Origin of the sequence: Uniformispora flossi (assembly GCF_049534875.1) — a bacterium.
Taxonomy (GTDB): domain Bacteria; phylum Actinomycetota; class Actinomycetes; order Streptomycetales; family Streptomycetaceae; genus Yinghuangia; species Yinghuangia aomiensis.
The window spans coordinates 48,771-70,829 of sequence record NZ_JBMULZ010000030.1 but is presented as its reverse complement, the minus strand read 5'-3'; the positions used below and the strand labels follow the sequence as shown (position 1 = coordinate 70,829).

Here is a 22,059-nt window from a genome sequence, read left to right as displayed (position 1 = left end):
GCTCCTCCCCCTCCGCCCGCCCCCCCGCGTAGTGGCCCCCGGGCCCGCCCCCCCCCCGCCCGGCGCCCCCCGCACCTGTGCGGAGGCCGCCGGCTCCGTGTGTCCGGCCGCGTCCGGCCGGTCAGATTCCGGACGGAAGCAGTGGGCGGGTGCGCGCGACGATCGACGCGGCGTCGACGCCGCGCGGGAGCGTGCCGAACATCAGGCCGCCTTCGCCGCCCAGCCTTGATGCGCAGAACGCGTCGGCCACCTCCGGCGTCGACCAGCGCAGCAGCACCGATGCCTCCAGCAGCAGCGCCATCCGCTCCACCAGGCGGCGGGCCCGGACCTCGATGCCGTCCAGGTCGGCCAGCTCGGTGAGGAAGTCGCGGACCGCCGCGTCGTAGCGGTGGTCGGTGCCGCGGGCGGTGCCGAGTTCCAGGAGGAAGGCGTCCAGGCAGGCCGGCTCGCGGCGCAGCGCGCGCAGCACGTCGAGCGCCTGCACGTTGCCGGAGCCCTCCCAGATCGCGTTCACCGGGGCCTCGCGGTAGAGGCGGGGCATGCCGCCGTCCTCGACGTAGCCGTTGCCGCCCAGGCACTCCATCGCTTCCGCGGCGACCGCGATGCCGCGCTTCGTCGTCCAGTACTTGGACACGGCGACCGCGATGCGGAACAGCGCCTGTTCCCGGGGCTCGCTGCTGCCGTACGCGGCGGCCATCCGGATCGCCAGCGTCGTCGCGGCCTCGGACTCGACCGCCAGGTCCGCCAGCACGTTCGTCATCAGCGGCTGGTCGACGAGGGCCTTCCCGCCGACGTGCCGGTAGGCGGCGTGGTGGACGGCCTCCGCGACCGCGCGCCGCATGAGCGCGGCCGAGCCGATCGTGCAGTCCAGGCGCGTCGCCGACACCATGCCGATGATCGTGGACACCCCGCGGCCCTCGTCGCCGAGGCGCCGCGCCCACGTGCCGTCGAACTCGACCTCGGACGAGGCGTTGGACTTGTTGCCCAGCTTGTCCTTGAGGCGCTGCAGCGCGAACACGTTGCGGCTGCCGTCGGGCAGCACCCGCGGCACCAGGAAGCACGTCAGCCCGCCCGGCGCCTGCGCCAGCACCAGGAACACGTCGCACATGGGGGCCGAGCAGAACCACTTGTGCCCGGTCAGCAGGTACTCGCCGTCCGCGGCGAGCGGCACGGCTTCTGTGGTGTTCGCCCGGACGTCCGTGCCGCCCTGCTTCTCGGTCATGCCCATGCCGGCCAGGCAGCCGGGCTTGGTGCCGGGTTCGCGGAGGAGCTGGTCGCCATAGGCGGTGGAGGCCAGGCGCGGCTCCCACTCGGCGGCGAGCACCGGGTCGGTGCGGATCGCCGGGATCGCGGCGTAGGTCATGGAGATCGGGCAGCCGTGCCCGCCCTCGGCCTGACTCCACGTCAGGAACGCGGCGGCGCGCCACACGTGCGGCGCGGGCTCCTTGCTCGTCCACGGCGCGCCCGCGAGGCCGTAGCCGACGGCGGTGCGCATCAGGTCGTGCCAGGCGGGGTGGAACTCGACCTCGTCGATGCGGTTGCCGAAGCGGTCGTGGGTGCGCAGCACCGGCGTGTGGGTGTTGGCGAGCCGGCCCCACTCCTGGGCGGTCTCGCCGCCGGCCAGCCGGCCCAGCTCGTGGAGCCGTCCGAGGTCGGCGCCGGGGGCGTGTCGGGAGACCGCGTCGACGAGCGCCACGTCGGCGCCGAAGACGTCGTATCCGGTGAGCGGAGGAGGCTGGTTGGCGACTACGTGGGTAGGGCGGCCCATGCCCGATACTTTAGAACCGTGGCAGCGGACAAGAAAGAACGGTCGCCGGTCCGCGGTCCCGGCCGCATCCGGTTGCGGAGCGCTCTCTGGCGGATAGTCCGCGAGACGTTCATCTCGTGCTACGAGAACCGGGTGACGGGCCTGGCCGCGGAGGCCGGCTTCTTCATGCTGCTCTCGCTGCCGCCGCTGCTGCTCGGCCTCGCCGGCACCATCGGCTACCTCCAGGGGCTGCTCGGGCAGAGCACCATCGACGGGTTCAAGCAGGACATCATCGACGCGAGCGGCAGCGTGCTGTCGCAGAAGAGCGTCGACCAAGTCGTCGTGCCGCTCGTCAACGACGTCTTCGCGTCGGGGCGCGCGGACATCATCTCGGTCGGCTTCGTGATCGCGTTGTGGTCCGGGTCACGCGCGCTCAACGTGTACATCGACACGATCACGATCATGTACGGGCTCTCCGGGAAGCGCGGCATCGTCCGCACCCGGGTGCTCTCGTTCACGCTCTACACGGTCGGGCTGCTGCTCGGCATGTTCCTGATCCCGCTGCTGCTGGCCGGGCCCGATCTGGTGGTGAAGGCGTTCCCGCACTTCGCGGGGACGGTGCACATCTTGTACTGGCCTGTGCTGGTCGTGCTGTCGGTGTGCTTCCTCACCACGCTCTACCACGTGTCCGTGCCGGTGCGGACGCCGTGGCGCGAGGACATCCCGGGCGCGCTGGTCGCCCTGCTGCTGTGCATCCTCGGCAGCTTCCTGCTGCGCGTGTACCTCGCGACGACCGTCGACGGCCCGACCGTCTACGGGTCGCTTGCGGCACCTGTCGCGGTGCTCATGTGGATGTACTTCGCCGCGATGGCGATCCTCATCGGCGCGGCGATGAACGCCGCCATCGACCAGGTCTGGCCGAGCGAGGAGACCGCGCAGGCGCGTGCCGAGAAGGAGAAGGAAGAGGCCGCCGCGGAGATCGCCCGCGCGATGGCGACCGTCCGCCGCGCGGGCCGGCACCGCGGGCTCCCGGGCGACTGGGACCCGGCCGACCCGGCCGACGAGACCGTCGACCTCATCGCGCCGGACGGCGCGGACGCGGACGAACCGCCGTCGGAGTTCCCCGAGCGCTGGGCCAACTACCCGTCGCGCGGCAAGCCGCCCGAGACGCGCAACGGCAACCACCGCATCGACGCGGGGCCGCCGCCGGTGCAGCTTCCGCTGGGGCAGACGCCGCCGGGGCTGTCGCTCGACGAGCAGCTGTGGCCGCCGGTGCGGCCGACGAATGCGGGGCCGGACGATCATGTGCGGCGGGAGAGCCGGTAGGGATCCGGCTGCTGTATCCGGTCGGCCGTTGCGTGGGCGGCGCTGACGCTCGCTGTGTGCGGTGTGTGCGTGTGTTCGGTGTGTGCGGCGCTTGTGCGGGGACCGGGAAAAGGAGTGGATCCGGGTCGGGGATCCCCGTAGTCTGTGTGTCGGCTTCGTGCCGTTGACCTGTCGAGCTGTGGAGAGTGGGGAGGTGGAGACCGTGAAGAGCAACGTCGCCTGGACTGTGGCCGTTGTGCGCGGCCCCGCTTTCGCGTCCACCACACACCTCCGGGTCCCGGCCTTCTAGCGGCTCCGTCCGCATACGGCTTTCGCAGGGACCCGTTTCGAAGGGTCTCCCGACGTGATCTCCGAATTCTCTTTCGGATCTCCTTCCGTTCTGTCCTCGTCGGCTTCCGCCGACCTGTCCGCCGGTCCGGCGGTGCTCGTCGCCCTGGGCTGGGACGCCGACCGTGACGCCGAGTTCGCGCCGTACGCGGACCGCGGTCTCGCCGTCGGCCGGGTCTCGCGCGTCGACCGCTCGCTGTGCGAGGTCGTCACCGCCGCCGGCACCGTGCGCGCCGCGCACGGCACCGGCGGAGTGCCGTGCACGGGCGACTGGGCCGTGCTCACCGCCGACGGCACCGCGGTCGAGGCGCTGCTGACCCGGCGTACCGCGGTCACGCGGTCGTCGGCGTCCGCCCGCTCCGAAGGCCAGGTGCTCGCGGCGAACGTCGACCTCGTCCTGGTCGTCGTGGGCCTCGACGTCGAACCCGACCTGGGCCGCATCGAACGCCTCCTCGCGGTCGCCTGGGACTCCGGCGCCCAGCCGGCCGTCGTCCTCACCAAGGCCGACACGGTGGACGATGCGGACGACGTCCGGGCCGACGTCGAAACGTCCGCCCCGGGCGCGGATGTCCTGGTTGTCAGCGCGGTCGACGGCGTCGGCCTCGACGTCCTGGCCGCGCTGGCGAGCGGCCGCACCGTCGCCCTCATCGGGACGTCGGGCGCCGGCAAGTCGACCCTCGCGGCGGCGTTGACCGGGGCCGACCTGGAAACCGGCGCCGTCCGCCAGGACGGCAAGGGCCGGCACACCACCACCTGGCGCGAACTCGTGCCGCTGCCCGGCGGGGGCGTCCTCGTCGACACCCCGGGCCTGCGCGGCGTCGGCCTCTACGACGTCGAGGACGGCCTGGACCTGGCGTTCGCCGACATCGAGGGGTACGCCGCCGACTGTCGCTTCACCGACTGCACCCACGTCGCCGAACCCGGCTGCGCGGTCCTCGACGCGGTGGAGACCGGAGCGCTCCCGGAACGCCGCCTGGAGAGCTACCGCAAGCTGCGGCGGGAAGCGGAGTGGATCGCTTCGCGGACCGACCAGCGCCTGCGGGCGGAACGGGCGCGGCAGTGGAAGGTGATCCACAAGGAGATGCGGAGGAATCCGTCGCCGAAGAAGTAGGTGTCGAGGTTAGGCGGCTGTAGGCGGCGACGCCGGTAGGTGCCACGGCGGCTGGCGACGGCGGCGGGCGTGCGGTTGTCGGTCGGGACGGAGGCCGTTCCGGGCGATGGCCCGCCGCCGTCCGTGCCCGGCGCCCGCCGCGGGGTGCGGTGGGCGCGGGTGTCGGTCGGGATGCTCTCCGTCCAGTCTCCGTCCCGGCCGACGGCCTGCCGCCGTCTCTTCCCTGCTCGTGCGGCGGTCCCGGCGTTGTGCCGCCGTTCACGGGGCGTGTGGCGTGCCGTCTCGTCGACCGTCACCGCGAACATGCTGTGCCGTGACGCGGTCTCCGTGGTTCGGGACGAACGCGGCCGGTCAGCCCGGGGACTTCTCGGCGGTCTTGGCCTGGGCGGGACCTCGGGAGAGGACCTCGTTCCGGTAGTGCGCGGTGAGCCCGTGCATGTGGGCCTGGATATTGCCGAGTTGGGCGTGTGCGCGGAGCCGGTCGACCGGGCGGGCGCCGGCAGCCGCCCGCTCGGCAAGTGCGGCGGTGGCGGTGCGCACGGTCTCGACGCGTTCCCGCAACGTGGCGAGCTGTGTCGCCGCGCCTTGTGTCACCGTCTGTTGGGCGGCGTCGTAGGCGCCGTAGTGGGGGTTGCTGTACGCGACGTCGATCCGGGAGCCCTCGTCCTCGCCGACGTACGGCGCGCGCGGTGGCGCGGCATCCGCGGCCGCGATCGCGGCTTGCGCGTCCCGGTGCGCCAGCACCGTGACATGGCCGAGCGTCGTTCGGAGACCCGAACGCACCGCCTCGGCGCGGCGTTCCTCATGAGTCGACGGCGCCCCCGGGGCAGGCGGATCGGCCTGCACGATCGCGTGGACCGCCGACGACAAGTCGGCAGCCGCGGCTGCTCCTACGTCGGGCGAGGGCGCCGACGGCGCGGACGCCTGCCGCGCGGCGGCGAGGCGTCCGCGCAGTTCGGCGATTCCCGTGTGGAAGCCGGCCCACCACGGGCCGTCCGTCGCCTGGCGAATGGCGCTCTCCAGCGCGGGGTTCGGCGGTTCGGGGCTGGTCGCGGCGTCGGGCGTGCTCATTGCTGTCTCCGTCGTGTCGGCGCCGAGGCACGCCGACCGTCGTGAACACGCGTCTGTCGAACGGGCCCGTGAGCGCATGCGTCGGCGGCGTGTCCTGATGTGGGACACGCCGCGGCTACTCCTCCGTGGCTGTTTTGAGGCTAGGAATCGCTTGTTGCCGCGATGTTGACGATTCATGTAGTTCGGCCCGGAGTTCGCGACGCGGTGACGGACAGGGCCGAGGCGCGAACGTCGACCGTACGCATCGGTGCGCTTCTTCTGCCGTTGCGCACCGTTTCGGAGCTGCCGCGGTGCTCGCGTGTTCCGGATCGGTCGGTTGTGTGATCGGGGGGCGTACCCGGCAAAATTCGCGGGGAACCGATGGGCTTGTCGGGGCCTCTGGCAAGGTGTCGGGGCAGGCGGGGTCGCTCGGTGCCGGGTTGACGGGGAGGAAAGGGTCGAGCAATGGCGCACACAGGGAATCCGTTCGGCGGCGGGGCCGCGGGCGGGGGCAATCCGTACGGCGCGGGCGGGCAGCAGCCGGTGCAGCACCGGCGGGACTGCCGTGAGCCGTACCGGAATCCGTGTGCGAACCCGTGCGGGCCCGACGACGACGGCGACGACGTGCTCGATGTGATCCTCGACGAGAGCGGGACCGGGGACGGCCCCGGCTCCTGGCCGGGTGGCGGTGGCGGTGGGCGCGGTGGCCGGGACGGGCGGGGTGACTCGGCGCGGGGCGACGGTCCGTTCGGTGGGGGCCGCGGCCAGGGCAGCTCGTCGTCGGGGGCTGCCGACCGCAGTCCGTCCGGTGATGCCAACGTCGGCGGCTCCGGTGGGAACTCCGGGGGTGACAAGGACGGTTGCGGCTGCATGCCCGGCGGCAAGGGCGGAGGTGGCGGCCGTAAAGACGGCGACGGCTGCTTCGGCGGTGGCGGCGGTGGCGGCAGCCGCGGCGGAGGTGGGGGCGGCGGTGACGGCTGCGGGGGCTGCGACCCCTGCCTGCTCCGCATCGTCCTCGTGCTGCCGTTCGTCGTGCTGTGGTCGGCGATCCGCGCGCTGGTCGGCCGCCCGATCCGCACCGCCGCGCACGGCAAGCCGCTGTCGCAGACCGACCGTGTCCTGCCCCGGGGCCGTGCCGCCCGCACGCTCTTCCGCGCGGTCCGCTGGTACCGGCTGTCCCTCAGCCCCCGCAAGCCCGAACCGATATGCCGCTACACCCCCAGCTGTTCGACCTACGCCGCCCAGTCCCTGCAGCGCCACGGCGCCTGGCGCGGCACCCGGCTCACCCTCCGCCGCTTGTCCCGCTGCAACCCCGGCCATGAGGGAGGGCACGACCCGGTCCCGCAGCGCGTTGGCTGAGCGAAGGACGCGCGATGGTGCTTCGTTGCGGCTGCACGGTTCGCGACGGCGACCGGGCAACGGCAGCAATCCCAAGCCAACCCAAGCCAACCCAAGCCAACCCAAGCCAACCCACGCCAACCCACGCAGTCACACGAAGTCCACACGCAGGCACACGCGCACCGAACCGGGAGAAAGGCGTGTGAAGCGGTAGCGGATGCGGTGCCGCGGTGGCCGGCGGCGCTCGGTTCCGGGATCGGGTGGTGGTCCGCGTCGTCCGGATGCGTCGCCGGTCCGGACCTGATCGGAAGGGTCGGGGTCCGCGGGTGACCGGCGGCCCGGATGCCGAAGCGGACGTTGCGGCGGTCCCTCGCAGCGTTCGGGTGTTCCCCGCAGACAGCCGGGTGAACCGGGTGGTAGCAAGGGGCCGTCACTTGTTCTGCCCGGTCGTTTCCGGCCGGGTCGGGTGCGGCGGGTCCGGACGGATGGACGGGCGGAGCGCCGGTGCCGGGCCCGGTGCGGTGGTGTGCCGGAAGACCGTTCGACCTGGCCCTGGGAGGCACGTATGGCGCTCGCGCCGATCGATCCGCGCGATCCGCTGGGGATCGACGACTTGTTCGATGCCGAAGAACTGGCCGTCCGGGATACCGTGCGGCGGTTCTGTGCCGACCGGGTCGCGCCGTATGTGGCGGACTGGTTCGAGCGCGGTGAGCTGCCCGGGATCCGGGAGCTCGCCGTCGAGATCGGCCGGATCGGTGCGTTCGGCATGCATCTGGAGGGCTACGGCTGCACCGGCGCGTCGGCCGTGCAGTACGGCCTGGCCTGTCTGGAATTCGAGGCCTGCGATTCGGGGCTGAGGTCGCTGGTGTCGGTGCAGGGGTCGCTGGCGATGTTCGCGATCCACCGGTTCGGGTCCGAGGCGCAGAAGGAGGAGTGGCTGCCGCGCATGGCGGCGGGTGAGGCGATCGGCTGTTTCGGGCTGACCGAGCCGGACCACGGGTCGGATCCGGCGTCGATGCGGACGTACGCCAAGCGCGACGGCACCGACTGGGTGCTGAACGGCCGCAAGATGTGGATCACCAACGGCTCGGTGGCGTCCGTGGCGGTGGTGTGGGCGCGTACCGACGCGGGCATCCGCGGGTTCGTGGTGCCGACCGGCACCGACGGGTTCTCGGCGCACGACATCCACCACAAGATGTCGCTGCGCGCGTCGGTGACCAGCGAACTGGTGCTGGACGACGTGCGGCTGCCCGCGGATGCGGTGCTGCCCGAGGTGACCGGTATGCGCGGGCCGTTGAGCTGTCTCAACGAGGCGCGGTTCGGGATCGTGTGGGGTTCCCTCGGCGCCGCCCGGACCTGTCTGGAAGCGGCGCTCGACTACAGCCGGACGCGCGAGCAGTTCGGAAAGCCGATCGGCGGGTTCCAGCTCACCCAGGCCAAGTTCGCGGACATGGCGCTCGAACTCCACAAGGGCCTGCTGCTCGCCCTGCACATCGGCCGCCGCAAGGACGCCGGGACGCTGCGGCCGGAGCAGGTGAGTTTCGGCAAGCTCAACAACGTCCGGGAAGCCATCGAGATCTGCCGGACGTCCCGCACGATCCTGGGCGCCAACGGGATCTCGCTGGAGTATCCGATCATGCGGCACGTGACGAACCTCGAATCGGTGCTGACGTACGAGGGCACGTCCGAGATGCACACGTTGGTGATCGGCAAGGCACTGACGGGATTCGACGCGTTCCGCTGAGCACCGGGGCCGGTAGCGACGGGAACGACGGGAGCGACCGGGCGGGGGAAGCCCGGCGGGGAGTAGTCGCGTCGGCAGCAACCGGGCCGGGAGAAGGCAGCGCGGGAAAGCCACGAGGGAAAGCCACGAGGGAAAGCCACGAGGGAACGCACAGCCCAAGGAACGGCCGCGTATCGGGGCCCGCCCGGAGGGGTGTCCGAAACAAACCCCTTCTGGCGGCCCCGGAAAGCCATTACCGTGCTCCCAGCGTTCTCCCGGCCTCTGCCCCGCACTGCTCCTTCCTTCGCGCCGGGACGTCTACGGTCCGCCGCCACGGGCCGAGGAAGAAGGTGCGTCGTGACCACGCAGCCTGCCCAGGGGGATACCGCCGAACGCACGCTTGAGGCCGGCCCGGGCGTCGACCCGGGCTTCGCTGCCGCCTTCGACCCGTTCGCGGACGATGTGCTGGCCGACCCGTACCCGGCGTGGGCGCGGATCCGGGAAGCCGGTCCGGCGGTGCACCTGCCGCGCCACGACGTGTGGGCGATCGGCCGGTACGCGGACGTGCGCGAGGCACTGCGCGACCACGAGACGTTCTCGTCCGTGGGCGGTATCGGCCTGCGTCCGATCGCGGACCCGGTCGAGGCCGGGCTGCCGAGCAGCATCGACCCGCCGGACCTGGAGCGGTACCGGCGTTTGATGGGCGCCCAGTTGGGTCCGCGGCACCTGCCGAAGCTCGGGGACATGATCCGGGTCCGCGCCGAGGACTTGGTCGCGGACCTGCTGACGCGCGGCACGTTCGACGCGGTGGCCGACTGGGGCCGCACGTTCCCCGTCGACGTGCTCGGCGACCTGGTGGGCCTGCCGGTGCAGGGCCGTGAGCCGCTGCCGCGCTGGGCGGCCGCCGTGTTCGACAACTTCGGCCCGGACAACGAGCGTTCCGCGGCCGCGCAGCCGCTGCTCGCGGACCTCATCACGTACGTGTCCGAGGTTGTCACGCGCGAGAACCTCGATCCGGACGGCATGGGCGCCAAGGTCTTCGAGGCGGCCGACCGCGGGGAGGTGAACGAGGTCGAGGCGATGTCGGTGATCATGACGTTCCTGGTCTCCGGCATGGGCACGGCGTCCGACGCCCTCGCGCAGATGCTCGTGCTCCTCGCCGAACACCCCGACCAGTGGAAGGCGCTGCGGGAGAACCCGGCGCTGATCCCCGGCGTGTTCGAGGAGGTGCTCCGGTACGACGCCCCCGTGCAGGCGTTCTTCCGTACCGTGGTGCGGGACGCGGACGTCGGCGGCGTGCCGGTCCCGGCCGGCTCGCGGGCGATGCTGCTGTTCGGCTCGGCGAACCGCGACGGGCGCAAGTGGGCGGACCCGGACCGGTTCGACGTGGGCCGGAACCCGGTGGACCACCTGGCGTTCGGCTCGGGCGCGCACAACTGTCCGGGTCAGGCGCTGGCGCGCCTGGAGGCGAAGACGCTGCTCAACGCGTTCGTCCGCAAGGTGGAGCGGATCGAACTCGCGGGGGAGCCGGTGCGGCGCCTCGGCCAGGTGAGCCGGTCGTGGGAGTCGGCGCCGATCCGGGTCGTTCCCGTCTGACCGGCCCGACCCCTGTGCTCGGCCGCTCCGTCCGCCCCGTCCGCTTCGTCCGACGCTAGAGGGGCAGCGGCACGCGGATCCGGATCGTTTTGCCGGTCTCCGAGGCCAGGACGTCGATCACGCCGTGCGCTTCCGCGATCGTCAGCTTGACGATGAACAGCCCGCGGCCGTCCTCCGCGTCCATGCCGGTGTCCATCAACGCGCGCGGCCGAAAGGGATGGTCGTCGCTGACGTCGAGCCGGATTCGCCCGTGCGCGATCGCGCAGGTCACGCGGACCTGCTCGGTCAGCACCGCGGCGTGGCGGACCGAGTTGGACACCAGTTCGGTCGCGGCCAGCAGCAGGGTGTCGGTCAGTTCGTCGTCGACCCGCCAGCCGCGGAGGAGATCGCGCAACCGGTGCCGGACTTCGGGCACCGCGGCGAGCACGGGCGGCAGCGTCCACCGCACCAGCACCGGACCGGGGGGCGCGGACCGCGGCGCCGGGACCGGCACGCCGCGGGACGCGGCGGGTACGTCGGCGGTACGGCGCAGCCGCGCCTCGGCGCGCTCCCGGTGCGCCGCGCGGCGCGATCCGGGGCGCCCCGCGGCGCTCACCACGGTCTCCGGCGCCGCACGGGGCGGTCGGCGGCCGGGGGGCCTGCGAGGGGAGCCGCGGCCTGGCGCGCTGTCGAAGCCGACGCGTGGCAGGCTGCCGCGAAAGGACGGCGCATCCGGGAAATCCTCCGATGTGCGGAAGGACGTGGACGGCCAGTGTGGGGCGCCCCGCGATGCGGTACGTGCGGTTCTCCGCGGCTGATTGCGAATGACATCCGACGGCGCTTTTCTGGTCGACTTTGTCGTCATCCGCCCGCGTTACGGCCTGTCAGACCGTCATGAATCGGGACAGCTCTTGAGCTTTGCGGCGCAGCGCGCGATCGACCGCGACCTGGGAGGGACGACCGACCGCGGGGCCGGCCTGCACGTCGTGAGCTGCCGCGGCCGGGTCCGACTCGGCCGACTCCCACCGCACTCCGACACCCGCACGCTCCGCGAGGACCAGCATCGTGGCGACGAAGCCTTCGGACAGCGCGTGCATGACCGCGTGCCTGATCCGCCGGTGCCGGTCCACCAGCGCGTCGACGAAGACGCCGAGCGCGGCCGGGTCGACTTCGCACGCGTCGTTCTCCATCGGGCCGAGGCCGGACGGGACGCCGAGTTCCGCCTCGAAGACCGCCACTTCGCGCAGGAACAGCCGGGACGCGCCGTTGGACGGATTCCAGAGGGTCCGGTCGCCGAGGTCGTAGTACTGGCTCATGCGGGTCCCGGAGCTGGTGGCGTGGGCGGGCGCGTCGGGCGAGTGCGGGGGCGTGGGGTGGCGGGGGCGCTTGCCGGTCGAGGGCTCGCGTTGGCTGCAGGCGGCGAGTGTGGTCGTCGGCGTGGCCCGTCGATGGGGCGGCCGCGGCGCGGCCACCGGACTTTGTCACCTCCCGGCCGGAGCAGCGTCAGTCGTCGGGGGACTTGCGTAGCCGTTTGACCTCGGAGCGTTGGTGTTTCTCCGTCAGTCGGCGTTGTTTCGCCCGGCGGCTGGGGCGGGTCGGGCGGCGGGGCGGCGGGGGCGGTGCGGTGGCGGTGACGAGGAGTTCGGCGAGGCGGCGTTGGGCGGCCTGCCGGTTCATCAGTTGGGAACGCTGTTCGGATGCGGCGACGGTCAGGACGCCGTCGACGAGCCGGTCAGCGAGGTTGTGCAGTGCCCGCGTCTTCAGCAACTCCGGCAGCGACGTGGTCGCGGCCAGGTCGAAGGACACTTCGGCGCGGCTGTCCGTCGTGTTGACGGATTGCCCGCCGGGCCCGGAGGAGCGCGAGAAACGCCAGGACAGCTCGGCCGCGGGCACCACCGAGCCGCGGATATCGAGATCTGTCGGCATTCCCCCATTGTCCGCCGTGGGGGCGGGCAGGTGCGAGCGGGTTTTCCCTCCGGCGGCGAGGACGGTGTTCGACGCTGCCGGGGCGGGTCGTCCCGAGTCGGTCGAGTGGGCCCGCGCCACGTCGAGTCAGGCCGCGTCGGGTCGGGCTGAACGGACCGGGGTCGGGTCGATCCGGGGCGGCGGCGAGTCGAGCCGGGCGTAGCCGGGCTCAGCCCGGCCGACACGACCAAGTGCCCCCTCGGCTGCGGCAGCGGCGCGCGCTCCGCGGCCGAGGAGTTCCGAAGACGGCCGGGGCAGCAGCCGCAGACCCTTGCTGCTCGCGCCCGAGCCGACCCACCTCGCCGACAGCCTGAGCCACCGTCCGACCCGGCGACGCCGACCGACCTCACGCCCCGTTTCGGCGGGCGACCCGTCTGGCCGCTGCGTGCTGACCAACCAACTCGCCCTGCTGCGCCGCCGACTGGCGGCGCCGGCGACGCAGGCCGGCCGGCGCGGGGGCCGGCCTGCGTCGCCGGCCGGCCTCCGCGCCGCCCCGACTCGGCCGCACGGTGGATCCCACAGGCCCCGTGTTGCCTGGGCGACCCGTCTGGTCGGTGCGTGCCGACGCGTCAACTCGCTCCGCGGCCTCGTCGGCTGGCGGTGCCGGCGCCGAGTCGGCCTGCGTCGCCGGCCGGCCTCCGCGCCGCCCGACTTGGCCGCACCGCCGGATCCCACAGGCCCCGTCTTGCCTGGGCGACCCGTCTGGCCTGTGCGTGCCGACGCATCAACTCGCTCCGCGGCCTCGCCGGCTGGCGGTGCCCGTGCCGAGTCGGCCTGCGTCGCCGGCCGGCCTCCGCGCCGCCCGACTCGGCCGCACCGCCGGATCCCACAGGCCCCGTCTTGCCCCTTTGCCGCCGTGCCGATCTGCCCGGCCTGTGCGTGCCGACCGGCCAACGCGCCCCGCCGACGCGTGAAGCCCGCGCGGAGCCGACCTGCCTCGCCGAACGGCGCCGATGCACCGTCCGGATCCGGCCGCGCCGACTGACCCCACACGCCCGTCTCGCCCTGCCAACCCGCCCGGCCGGTCCGTCCCGACCGACCAACTCGCCTCCCCGGCACCCCAAACCACCCCCCGCCCACCCCCACCCCACCGTGTCGTCCGCCCCACGTCACCCCGTGCCGCTCCGGGACGCGACAGAATCACCCCATGACGACACACACCGAACTCCCGTACGGCTCCTGGCCGTCACCGGTCACCGCGGAGTCGCTGGTCGCCGGCGTCGCGGTGCCGCTCGAAGTGCGCGTGGACGGCGCCGACGTGTGGTGGTCCGAGGCGCGTCCGTCCGAGGGCGGGCGTGAGCAGATCGTGCGCCGCACGCCGGACGGCACGCGTACCGACATGCTGGCCGACGGGGTGTCGGCGCGTACCCGGGTGCACGAGTACGGCGGCGACGCCTGGAACGTGCGGGGCGGCGTCCTGGTCTACGCGAACTGGTCCGACCAGCGCGTCTACCGCCTCGACCCGGGCGTCGCGGCCGACGCCGCGGTGCCGGTCACCCCGGAGCCGCCCGTCCCGCACGGGTTCCGCTACGGCGCCACCCAGATCGTGCCCGCGGGCGTGTGGGGCGACCGGGCGTGGGTGGTCGCGGTCCGGGAGAGCCACGCGCCCGACACCGTCGCCGCGCACGGCGAGGCGGTCAACGAGATCGTCGCGTTCCCGCTGGACGGGTCTGCGGCCGCGGACCCGGGCGGCGTCCGGGTGCTGGTGACCGGGCCGGACTTCGTGTCGTCGCCGCAGGTCGCCCCCGACGGTTCGGCGCTCGCCTGGACGCAGTGGAACCACCCGGACATGCCGTGGGACGCCACCGAACTCGTCGTCGCCCCCGTCGGCACCGCCCCCGAAGGCGGCCCGGCGCTCGGCGACGGCGAGGTCGTCGCGGGCGGTCCCGGCGAGTCGGTGGTCCAGCCGACGTGGGGGCCGGACGGCGCGCTGTGGTTTGCCTCGGACCGCCGCGGCGGGTGGTGGAACCTGCACCGGGTGGGCGCGGGCGGGCAGGTCGAGGTCGTCGCGCCGGTCGACGCGGAGATCGGCGGTCCGCAGTGGTCCCTCGGCATGCGGGTGTTCGCGTTCCTGCCGGACGGCCGGATCGCGTGCCGGCTGGTCCGCGACGGCCTGTGCGATCTGGCCGTCGCCGACCCGGCCCGTCCGGAACTCGCCCCGCAGGCCCTGGTCACCGGGCTGACCTGGATGGACGAGGTCGTCGCGGGCCCGGCGGGCGGCCCGGACGTGGTGCTCGTCGGTGCCGGCCCCGCCGAGCCCGCCGAACCGCTCGGGGTGTCGCTGCCGCAGCCCGCGGTGGAAGCCGGCGGCGTGGCCGCGGAGATCGACGATACGCAGCCGCTCGCCGGCGGCCAGGACGTCGACGGTGCGCACGCCCTCCTGGAACGCCTGCGCCCGGCGCAGCAACCGGTGATCGGGCCGGAGTGGGTGGCGGTGCCCGAGCCGATCGCGTTCCCGTCCGCGGGCGGGCGCACGGCGTACGCGATCCTGTACCGGCCCCGGCACGCAAAGGTTCAGGCGCCCGAAGGGACGCTGCCGCCGCTGATCGTGTCGATCCACGGCGGGCCGACGTCGATGACGCGGGCGATGCTGACGCTGAACATCCAGTACTGGACGACCCGCGGGTTCGCGTTCGTCGACGTCAACTACGGCGGCAGCACCGGCTACGGCCGCCCCTATCGGGAACTCCTCGACGGTGCCTGGGGCGTCGTCGACGTCGAGGACTGCCAGGCGGCGGCACGCCACCTCGCCGACACGGGGGTGGTCGACCCGGGAAAGCTGGCGATCCGCGGCGGTTCCGCGGGCGGGTTCACCACGTTGGCCGCGCTGGCGTTCGGCGACACGTTCCAGGCGGGCGCGAGCCATTTCGGCGTCGCGGACCTGGCGGCACTCGCCCGGGACACGCACAAGTTCGAATCGCGGTACCTGGACGGGCTGGTCGGGCCGTACCCGGACAAGGCGGGGGTGTACGCGGAGCGTTCGCCGATCAACCACGTCGACGGCATCGACTGCCCGCTCGCGGTGTTCCAGGGCCTGGAGGACGAGGTCGTGCCGCCGTCGCAGGCCGAGATGATCGTGGGTGCGGTGCGTGACAAGGGCCTGCCGTATGTGTACCTGGCATTCGAGGGCGAGCAGCACGGGTTCCGGAAGGCGGAGAACATCATCCGCGCGCGTGAAGCGGAGCTGTGGTTCTACGGGCAAGTGTTCGGGTTCGCGCCGGCGGATGCGATCGAGGCGCCCCCGGGCGAAGGGTTCTGACGTCGCGACACCGGCAACAGCGGCGGACGGAAAGACCAGCAAAGCCGAGTAAAGCCAAACAAAGCAGAACAAAACAGAACAAGGCAGAACAAGGCAGAATCTCACCCGATCGTGATCACCCGTTCGTGCCGGGCGCGTCCGCCGCGCCCGGCACCGCAGTCCGGACAGACTGGGACGTATGCGAACCCGACCGGGAGCGTGAGCAGTTGGATACCTGTCGGTAACAACGGCCGCACCGGAGGGAAACACGGGCCGGGGATTCTCGTGGGCAAGCCAGGAGGCACCGGTCGATCGGAAGAACGGGGGACCCGCGCGTGCTGCTCACACCGCACGAACAGGAGCGGCTGATGCTCTCGTACGCGGCCGACCTGGCGCGTCGGCGCCGAGCCCGCGGTCTGCGGCTCAACTATCCGGAGTCGATCGCCGTCCTGTCGTCGTTCCTCCTCGAGGGGGCCCGCGACGGGCGCGGTGTGGCGGATCTCCAGGAGGCAGGCCGGCACGTGCTCGGCCGGGACGACGTCATGGACGGCGTCCCCGAGATGCTCGGGGAGGTGCAGGTGGAGGCGACGTTCCCGGACGGCACCAAGCTGGTGACGGTGCACCACCCGATCCCGTGACCGCCGGTCGCGGCGGCGCGTCCCCGAACGGTTCCGGGTCCGCCAACGGCGTCGGACCCGGCTCCGGACCGGCAACCGCCCGGCCTCGCGGCCGGGTCCGCCCTGCCGCGTCGCCCGGGCCCGTGGTGCCCGGTGAAGTCCTGCTCGGCGAGGGGCCGGTGCCGCTCAACCCGGGCCGTCCGGTCACCGCGCTGCGGGTTCTCAACACGGGGGACCGGCCGGTGCAGATCGGTTCGCATCTGCACTTCCCGGCGGCCAACGACGCGCTCGACTTCGACCGGGCGGCGGCGTGGGGGCGGCGGCTGCACGTCCCCGCCGGCACGGCCGTGCGGTTCGAGCCGGGCGTGGTCCGCGAGGTGGAGCTGGTGCCGATCGCCGGTGCCCGCGTCGTCCCCGGGCTGAAGGACGGCCGCGGGGGCACCCTCGACGCGGTGGCACCGGCACCGCCGACGGAAGCCGATCCCGCCGACGGGGCGGTCGCATGAGCGCGATCGACCGGCACCGCTACGCGCTGCTCTACGGCCCGACCACCGGCGACCGCATCCGGCTCGCCGACACCGACCTGATCGTCGAAGTGACCGAAGACCTCTGCCGTCCGCGCGGTGCGGGCGGCGACGAGGCGATCTTCGGCGGCGGCAAGGTGATCCGCGAGTCGATGGGCCAATCCGCCGTGACCCGTGCGGAAGGCGCACCGGACACGGTGGTCACCGGCGCCGTCATCCTCGACCACTGGGGTGTGGTCAAGGCCGACGTCGGCATTCGCGACGGCCGGATCTGCGGCATCGGCAAGGCCGGGAACCCGGACACCATGGACGGCGTGCACCCCGACCTGGTGATCGGCCCGTCCACCGAGGTGATCTCCGGCAACGGGCGGATCCTCACCGCGGGCGCCGTCGACTGCCACGTCCACCTCATCTGCCCGCAGCAGTTCGCCGAGGCGCTCGGTGCGGGCGTGACCACGATGATCGGCGGCGGCACCGGACCCGCGGAAGGCAGCAAGGCGACGACGGTCACGCCCGGCGCGTGGCATCTCGCCCGGATGCTCGAAGCACTGGACGACGTCCCGATCAACTTCGTACTCCTCGGCAAGGGCAATACCGTCTCGGACGCCGCACTGTGGGAGCAACTGCGCTCCGGCGCGGCCGGGTTCAAGGTGCACGAGGACTGGGGTTCGACCCCCGCGGTGATCGACGCCAGCCTGCGCGTCGCCGAAGCCTCGGGCGTGCAGGTCGCGCTGCACAGCGACACACTCAACGAAACCGGCTTCGTCGAAGGCACGTTGGCGGCGATCGGGGACCGGACGATCCACGCGTACCACACGGAAGGTGCCGGCGGCGGGCACGCGCCCGACATCATCACGGTCGCGGCGCTGCCGAACATCCTTCCGTCGTCGACGAACCCGACCCGGCCGCACACCGTCAACACGGTCGAGGAACACCTCGACATGCTGATGGTGTGCCACCACCTCAACCCGTCGGTGCCGGAGGATCTGGCCTTCGCGGAATCCCGGATCCGGCCGTCGACGATCGCCGCCGAGGACGTGCTGCACGACCTGGGCGCGATCTCGATGATCGGATCGGACAGCCAGGCCATGGGCCGAGTCGGCGAGACCGTGCTGCGGACGTGGCAGACCGCGCACGTCAACAAGGTGCGGCGCGGTGCGCTCCCCGGTGACGGTGCATCCGACAACCTCCGGGCACGCCGGTACATCGCGAAGTACACGATCTGCCCGGCCGTCGCGCACGGCCTCGACGACGAGATCGGGTCGGTCGCGGTCGGCAAGCTCGCCGATCTGGTGCTGTGGGAGCCCGCGTTCTTCGGTGTGCGCCCGCACCTCGTGCTCAAGGGCGGGGCGATCGCGCACGCCGCGATGGGGGACGCCAACGCGTCCATCCCCACCCCGCAGCCGGTGCTGCCGCGGCCGATGTTCGGCGCCGCGAACGCCCGTGCCACGAGCGTGCATTTCGTCGCGCCGGCGGCGCTCGACGCCGGCCTCGCGGACCGCCTCGCGGTACGCCGCAGACTCGTTCCGGTCGCCGACGTGCGCGCCCGCGGCAAGAGCGCCATGCCGCTCAACGACGCGACCCCGCGCATCGAGGTCGACCCCGGGACGTTCGCCGTGCGCATCGACGGCGAGAAGGTGGAATCGGAGCCCGCTGCCGCTTTGCCGATGGCGCAGCGTTACTTCCTGTTCTGACCCGGCTGCCTTCCGTTAACAACCGACAGGTAGCCTGACCGTGCAGGGCGGGCCCGCAAGGGGCCGCGACACGCACATGGCCAATCGGCAGCGGTGACCGGCCAGGACCGGAATCGACGGCTTCGAACGGTACTTGAAGTTTGGGGTGGTACATCATGGGGGCGGGACTCCTTCTCCTCGGCGACTCACGACTCCCCGCGGGCGGACACGCCCACTCCGGCGGACTGGAAAACGCGGTGGCCCGCGGCGACGTCCACGACCTCGACACACTCACCGACTTCCTCCTCGGCCGCCTCTACGGCGCCGGCACGGTGCAGGCCGCGTTCGCCGCCTGCGCGGCCCTGGCCGCCGGACCGTACGCGGTGCCGGCCGACGCGCCGTGGAACGAACTCGACGCGGAACTCGACGCCCGCACCCCGTCCGCCCCGGCCCGCGCCTCTTCCCGCGCGCAAGGCCGCGCGCTGCGCCGCATCGCGCGCGCCGCGTGGCCGGAGGACCCGTGGACGGCGCTCGGCGTCTCCCCGCACCATGCGGTGGTGCTCGGCGCCGCGGCGACCCGGGCCCGGCTCGACGCCCACGGCGCGGCCGTCCTCGCGGCGACGCACACCGTCAACGGCCCGGCCTCGGCCGCGGTGAAGCTCCTGTCGTTCGACCCGATCGCGGTCACCGTCGTCCTCGCCGAAATGACCGGGCACTGCGACCAGGTCGCGGCGGAAGCGGTCGCGGCGGCGCGGACGGTGATGGCCGACCGCGACTGGGACCGGCTGCCCGCCTGGTCGACGCCCGGCCTCGACGTGAGCGCGGAGCTGCACGAACACGAGGAGGTCGTGCACTTTGCGTCGTGAGGCGGTCGGCTGAGGGGCGTCCACTGGTTATCCCACCTCGGACCGAGCCCCATAGCCCTTCCAGGAGGCGCCGTCATGGCCCACGTCGAACACAACCCCGGCAACGGGGGCCGCGCACACGGCTCCGCGCCCGACGCCCCCGGATCGCGGGCGCTGCGGATCGGGATCGGAGGACCGGTCGGGTCCGGCAAGACCGCACTGGTGGCGGCGCTGTGCCGGGCGTTGGCCGGGGACGTGTCGCTGGCGGTCGTGACCAACGACATCTACACCACCGAGGACGCCGACTTCCTGCGGGCGGCCGGCGTCCTCGCGGCGGACCGGATCGCCGCGGTGCGGACCGGCTGCTGTCCGCACACCGCGGTACGCGACGACATCAGCGGCAACCTCGACGCTGTCGAAGATCTCGAAGCGGCGCACAGCGACGTGGAGTTGATGCTCGTCGAGTCCGGCGGCGACAACCTGACCATGACGTTCAGCCGCGGCCTCGCCGACGTGCAGCTGTTCGTCATCGACGTATCCGGCGGCGACAAGGTGCCGCGCAAGGGCGGGCCCGGGGTGATGCGCTCCGACCTGCTCGTGATCAACAAGACGGACCTGGCGCCGATGGTCGGCGCGGACCTGGGCGTGATGGCCCGCGACGCGGAGCGCATGCGGCCCGGGACACCGGTGGTGTTCCTGTCGCTGCGCGGCGGCGCGGACGGGGCGGCCCCGGTGGTGGCGTGGGTGCGGGCGCAGTTGGCGGCGTGGCAGTCGGGAGTGGCGGTGCCGGTGGTGGCGGATCCGGTCGAGTCCGCGCGATCGGCCGGGTGACGCGTGGAAGCTGTGGCCGTCGTACGGGCGGAAACGGCGCCGAGCGGGCAGGGTACGGGGAGCCGGATCGTGGTGCTGCAGGGGCGGGCGCCGTTGCTGCCCCGGGTCGCGGCGGTGCCGGGTTCCGGCGCGGAGGTCGTGTTCGTCGGCGGGGCGGCGGGGCCGCTCGGCGGTGACGAGCTGGCGGTGCGCATCGAGGTCGGGGCCGGGGCCCGGCTGACGGTGCGCACCGCCGCGGCGTCCGTCGTCCTGCCGGGCACCGGCGCGGCGGCCCGGCAGCGGGTGGAGATCGACGTCGAGGACGGCGGCGAACTGGCGTGGCTGCCGGAGCCGGTGGTGGTGGCCGCGGGGGCGCGCTACGAGTCCGCGGTGCGGGTCACGCTGGGGCGGGCGACCCGGCTGCTGATGCGTGAAACGCTGGTGCTCGGAAGGGCGTTCGAGCCGTGCGGCGATGCCCTGTCGCGGTGGGACGTGAGCGCCGAGGGCCGGGTGCTGCTGCGCCAGCAGGCGGCGTACGGGCCGGCGGCCAAGCCCGGGTGGCGCGGGCCTGCCGGCACGTGCGGGGGCACGGTGGTCGGGACCGAACTGCGGTACCCGGACGTCCCCGACCTCGCGCCGCGGCTGCCGAGCGTGCCGGGACGCGCGGTGTGTGCGTTGGCGGGCGGGGGACGGCTGACGACGGTGGTGGCGGGGGACGCGCTGCGGGCCGAGCAGTTGATGGCGGAGGAGGCAGGCGTGGGGGAGGCCGAGCCGACCGCAGTTGCCGGTGCCACGATCCCACCCGTCGGTTCCTCCAGAAGCCTTGCCGCAACCTCGCCCTGAATCGGACCTCGATGCACGACAATCCCCCCTGGAGGGGCGGCTCGGCGGCGGCGGGATGGGGCAGGTCTTCCTGGGCCGCTCTCTCGGCGGCCCCCGTCGCGGTCAAGCTGGTCCGGCCCGAACTGCCCGGCGATCCCGGATTCCGGCGCCGGTTCGCCACCGAGGTCGAGGCAGCCCGCCGGGTCGGCGGGTTCCACACCGCACAAGTGGTCGAGGCCGATCCCGATGCCGACCCGCCGTGGCTGGTCACCGCCTACATCCCCGGCCCGTCCCTGCAGCAGGCGGTCCGGCCGTCCTCACGGTTCTCTCACCTCTCCCCGGCACGATTTACTGTCCTCGAGCCGGGTCGACGAAAGGGAACAAACTGATGCGACTCCTCGTGACCGGTGGCGCCGGATACATCGGCTCGGTGACGACGGCGATGCTGCTCGGCGCCGGGCATGACGTGACGGTCCTCGACGACCTGTCCACCGGCCACCGCGACGCGGTGCCGGCCGGGGCGGCGTTCGTCGAGGCGCACATCACCGAGGCCGGGCCGGTGCTGGCCGCGGCGGCGTACGACGGGGTGCTGCACTTCGCGGCGAAGTCCCTCGTCGGCGAGTCCGTCGATGCGCCGGCCAGGTACTGGGGCAACAACGTGGCGGGCTCCCTCGCCCTGCTGGACGCCGTCCGCGAGCACGACGTGCCGCGTTTCGTGTTCTCCTCGACGGCCGCGACCTACGGCGACCCCGTCGAGGTGCCGATCGCGGAGACGGCGGAGACCCGGCCGACGAACCCGTACGGCGCGTCCAAGCTGGCCGTGGACCACATGATCGGCTCCTACGCGCAGGCCTACGGCCTCGCCGCGGTGTCGCTGCGCTACTTCAACGTCGCGGGCGCCCACGCCGGCCTCGGGGAACGGCACACCGTCGAGACCCACCTGATCCCGCTCGTCCTCCAGGTCGCCCAGGGCACGCGCGACCACGTGTCCGTCTACGGCACCGACTGGCCGACCCCCGACGGCACCTGCATCCGCGACTACATCCACATCGCCGACCTCGCGCGCGCCCACCTGCTCGCCCTCGACGCCGCCGCCCCCGGTGTCCACGAGATCTGCAACCTGGGCAACGGCATCGGTTTCTCGGTACGCGAAGTGATCGAGGCGTGCCGCCGCGTCACCGGCCACCCGATCCCCGCCGTCGACGCCCCCCGCCGCGCGGGCGACCCCGCCGTCCTCGTCGCCTCCGCGGACCGCGCCCGCACCCTCCTCGGCTGGAAGCCCGAGCACCCCGACCTCGACCGCATCGTCGCCGACGCCTGGTCCCTGCTCACCTGACGCACCCCGGCCGCAGGAAACGCCCGCAAAAA

At 73.1% G+C, this 22,059-nt stretch carries 18 protein-coding genes and 1 pseudogene; 14 read left to right on the top strand and 5 right to left on the bottom strand.

All coding sequences use genetic code 11. The features are described from left to right. Window positions 1–121: 121 nt before the first annotated feature. Window positions 122–1,768, bottom strand: a complete 1,647-nt coding sequence (locus ACPA54_RS37070) for an acyl-CoA dehydrogenase family protein (RefSeq protein WP_423536690.1) — start codon at window positions 1,766–1,768, stop codon at window positions 122–124. A gap of 18 nt (window positions 1,769–1,786) precedes the next feature. On the opposite strand from ACPA54_RS37070, the gene ACPA54_RS37065 reads away from it, so the two are divergent. Together ACPA54_RS37065 and rsgA are read left to right on the top strand one after the other, a co-directional pair. Then, window positions 1,787–3,073 (top strand): YihY/virulence factor BrkB family protein, encoded by a 1,287-nt coding sequence (locus tag ACPA54_RS37065; RefSeq protein ID WP_423536688.1) that lies wholly within the window; start codon window positions 1,787–1,789, stop codon window positions 3,071–3,073. Window positions 3,074–3,416: 343 nt separating this feature from the next. Next, window positions 3,417–4,511, top strand: a complete 1,095-nt coding sequence (gene rsgA / locus ACPA54_RS37060) for a ribosome small subunit-dependent GTPase A (RefSeq protein ID WP_423536686.1) — start codon at window positions 3,417–3,419, stop codon at window positions 4,509–4,511. Between the two features lie 351 nt (window positions 4,512–4,862). Here rsgA and ACPA54_RS37055 read toward each other — a convergent pair whose 3' ends face one another. Then, entirely contained in the window at window positions 4,863–5,582 is a 720-nt protein-coding gene (locus ACPA54_RS37055; RefSeq protein WP_423536684.1) for a hypothetical protein, read from the bottom strand. 444 nt (window positions 5,583–6,026) lie between these two features. Between ACPA54_RS37055 and yidD the strand changes: the two genes are divergently transcribed. The 3 genes from yidD to ACPA54_RS37040 all read left to right on the top strand — a co-directional run bounded on the left by yidD (window position 6,027) and on the right by ACPA54_RS37040 (window position 10,218). Further along, complete coding sequence (gene yidD, locus ACPA54_RS37050; RefSeq protein ID WP_423536682.1) at window positions 6,027–6,920, top strand: membrane protein insertion efficiency factor YidD; 894 nt, start codon at window positions 6,027–6,029, stop codon at window positions 6,918–6,920. 544 nt (window positions 6,921–7,464) lie between these two features. Continuing rightward, complete coding sequence (locus tag ACPA54_RS37045) at window positions 7,465–8,643, top strand: acyl-CoA dehydrogenase family protein (protein ID WP_423536681.1); 1,179 nt, start codon at window positions 7,465–7,467, stop codon at window positions 8,641–8,643. A 336-nt stretch (window positions 8,644–8,979) separates the two neighbouring features. Then, complete coding sequence (locus tag ACPA54_RS37040; protein WP_423536680.1) at window positions 8,980–10,218, top strand: cytochrome P450; 1,239 nt, start codon at window positions 8,980–8,982, stop codon at window positions 10,216–10,218. Window positions 10,219–10,273: 55 nt separating this feature from the next. On the opposite strand, the gene ACPA54_RS37035 is transcribed toward ACPA54_RS37040, so the two are convergent. The 3 genes from ACPA54_RS37035 to arfB form a co-directional block, all read right to left on the bottom strand. Beyond that, a complete protein-coding gene (locus tag ACPA54_RS37035) occupies window positions 10,274–10,813 on the bottom strand; it encodes an ATP-binding protein (protein WP_423536678.1) in 540 nt (179 codons plus the stop codon). A gap of 268 nt (window positions 10,814–11,081) precedes the next feature. Continuing rightward, the gene (locus ACPA54_RS37030; protein ID WP_423536676.1) at window positions 11,082–11,513 is read right to left on the bottom strand and encodes a DUF6086 family protein; all 432 of its coding nucleotides are present in this window, start codon (window positions 11,511–11,513) and stop codon (window positions 11,082–11,084) included. Between the two features lie 187 nt (window positions 11,514–11,700). Beyond that, complete coding sequence (gene arfB, locus ACPA54_RS37025) at window positions 11,701–12,123, bottom strand: alternative ribosome rescue aminoacyl-tRNA hydrolase ArfB (RefSeq protein WP_423536674.1); 423 nt, start codon at window positions 12,121–12,123, stop codon at window positions 11,701–11,703. 1,186 nt (window positions 12,124–13,309) lie between these two features. On the opposite strand from arfB, the gene ACPA54_RS37020 reads away from it, so the two are divergent. The 9 genes and pseudogenes from ACPA54_RS37020 (at window position 13,310) to galE (ending at window position 22,027) form a co-directional block, all read left to right on the top strand. Beyond that, complete coding sequence (locus tag ACPA54_RS37020) at window positions 13,310–15,421, top strand: S9 family peptidase (RefSeq protein WP_423536673.1); 2,112 nt, start codon at window positions 13,310–13,312, stop codon at window positions 15,419–15,421. 314 nt (window positions 15,422–15,735) lie between these two features. Continuing rightward, window positions 15,736–16,038 carry an urease subunit gamma gene (locus ACPA54_RS37015; RefSeq protein ID WP_423536671.1) on the top strand — a complete coding sequence of 101 codons (303 nt, stop codon included), beginning with the start codon at window positions 15,736–15,738 and terminating at the stop codon, window positions 16,036–16,038. 122 nt (window positions 16,039–16,160) lie between these two features. Continuing rightward, window positions 16,161–16,523 (top strand): urease subunit beta, encoded by a 363-nt coding sequence (locus tag ACPA54_RS37010; protein ID WP_423536669.1) that lies wholly within the window; start codon window positions 16,161–16,163, stop codon window positions 16,521–16,523. Beyond that, the gene (locus ACPA54_RS37005; protein ID WP_423536667.1) at window positions 16,520–18,235 is read left to right on the top strand and encodes an urease subunit alpha; all 1,716 of its coding nucleotides are present in this window, start codon (window positions 16,520–16,522) and stop codon (window positions 18,233–18,235) included. Before ACPA54_RS37010 ends, ACPA54_RS37005 begins: the two co-directional genes overlap by 4 nt. Before the next feature lie 155 nt (window positions 18,236–18,390). Then, a complete protein-coding gene (locus ACPA54_RS37000) occupies window positions 18,391–19,080 on the top strand; it encodes an urease accessory protein UreF (RefSeq protein ID WP_423536665.1) in 690 nt (229 codons plus the stop codon). Between the two features lie 75 nt (window positions 19,081–19,155). Beyond that, the gene (ureG, locus tag ACPA54_RS36995) at window positions 19,156–19,890 is read left to right on the top strand and encodes an urease accessory protein UreG (RefSeq protein WP_423536663.1); all 735 of its coding nucleotides are present in this window, start codon (window positions 19,156–19,158) and stop codon (window positions 19,888–19,890) included. 69 nt (window positions 19,891–19,959) lie between these two features. Beyond that, complete coding sequence (locus ACPA54_RS36990) at window positions 19,960–20,712, top strand: urease accessory protein UreD (protein ID WP_423536661.1); 753 nt, start codon at window positions 19,960–19,962, stop codon at window positions 20,710–20,712. Between the two features lie 55 nt (window positions 20,713–20,767). Next, window positions 20,768–20,999: pseudogene (locus ACPA54_RS36985) on the top strand (serine/threonine-protein kinase); the annotation flags it as partial. A gap of 80 nt (window positions 21,000–21,079) precedes the next feature. Then, window positions 21,080–22,027, top strand: a complete 948-nt coding sequence (galE, locus tag ACPA54_RS36980) for a UDP-glucose 4-epimerase GalE (RefSeq protein ID WP_423536659.1) — start codon at window positions 21,080–21,082, stop codon at window positions 22,025–22,027. Window positions 22,028–22,059 lie beyond the last annotated feature (32 nt).

What these genes read in the sequence shown, in the direction of transcription:
- ACPA54_RS37020 (WP_423536673.1), top strand. Translation starts at nt 13,310, where the DNA reads ATGACGACACACACCGAACTCCCGTACGGCTCCTGGCCGTCACCGGTC.
- ACPA54_RS37000 (WP_423536665.1), top strand. Translation starts at nt 18,391, where the DNA reads ATGGGGGCGGGACTCCTTCTCCTCGGCGACTCACGACTCCCCGCGGGC.
- ureG (WP_423536663.1), top strand. Translation starts at nt 19,156, where the DNA reads ATGGCCCACGTCGAACACAACCCCGGCAACGGGGGCCGCGCACACGGC.
- ACPA54_RS37030 (WP_423536676.1), bottom strand. Translation starts at nt 11,513, where the DNA reads ATGAGCCAGTACTACGACCTCGGCGACCGGACCCTCTGGAATCCGTCC.
- ACPA54_RS37045 (WP_423536681.1), top strand. Translation starts at nt 7,465, where the DNA reads ATGGCGCTCGCGCCGATCGATCCGCGCGATCCGCTGGGGATCGACGAC.
- galE (WP_423536659.1), top strand. Translation starts at nt 21,080, where the DNA reads ATGCGACTCCTCGTGACCGGTGGCGCCGGATACATCGGCTCGGTGACG.
- ACPA54_RS37055 (WP_423536684.1), bottom strand. Translation starts at nt 5,582, where the DNA reads ATGAGCACGCCCGACGCCGCGACCAGCCCCGAACCGCCGAACCCCGCG.
- ACPA54_RS37005 (WP_423536667.1), top strand. Translation starts at nt 16,520, where the DNA reads ATGAGCGCGATCGACCGGCACCGCTACGCGCTGCTCTACGGCCCGACC.
- ACPA54_RS37070 (WP_423536690.1), bottom strand. Translation starts at nt 1,768, where the DNA reads ATGGGCCGCCCTACCCACGTAGTCGCCAACCAGCCTCCTCCGCTCACC.
- arfB (WP_423536674.1), bottom strand. Translation starts at nt 12,123, where the DNA reads ATGCCGACAGATCTCGATATCCGCGGCTCGGTGGTGCCCGCGGCCGAG.
- yidD (WP_423536682.1), top strand. Translation starts at nt 6,027, where the DNA reads ATGGCGCACACAGGGAATCCGTTCGGCGGCGGGGCCGCGGGCGGGGGC.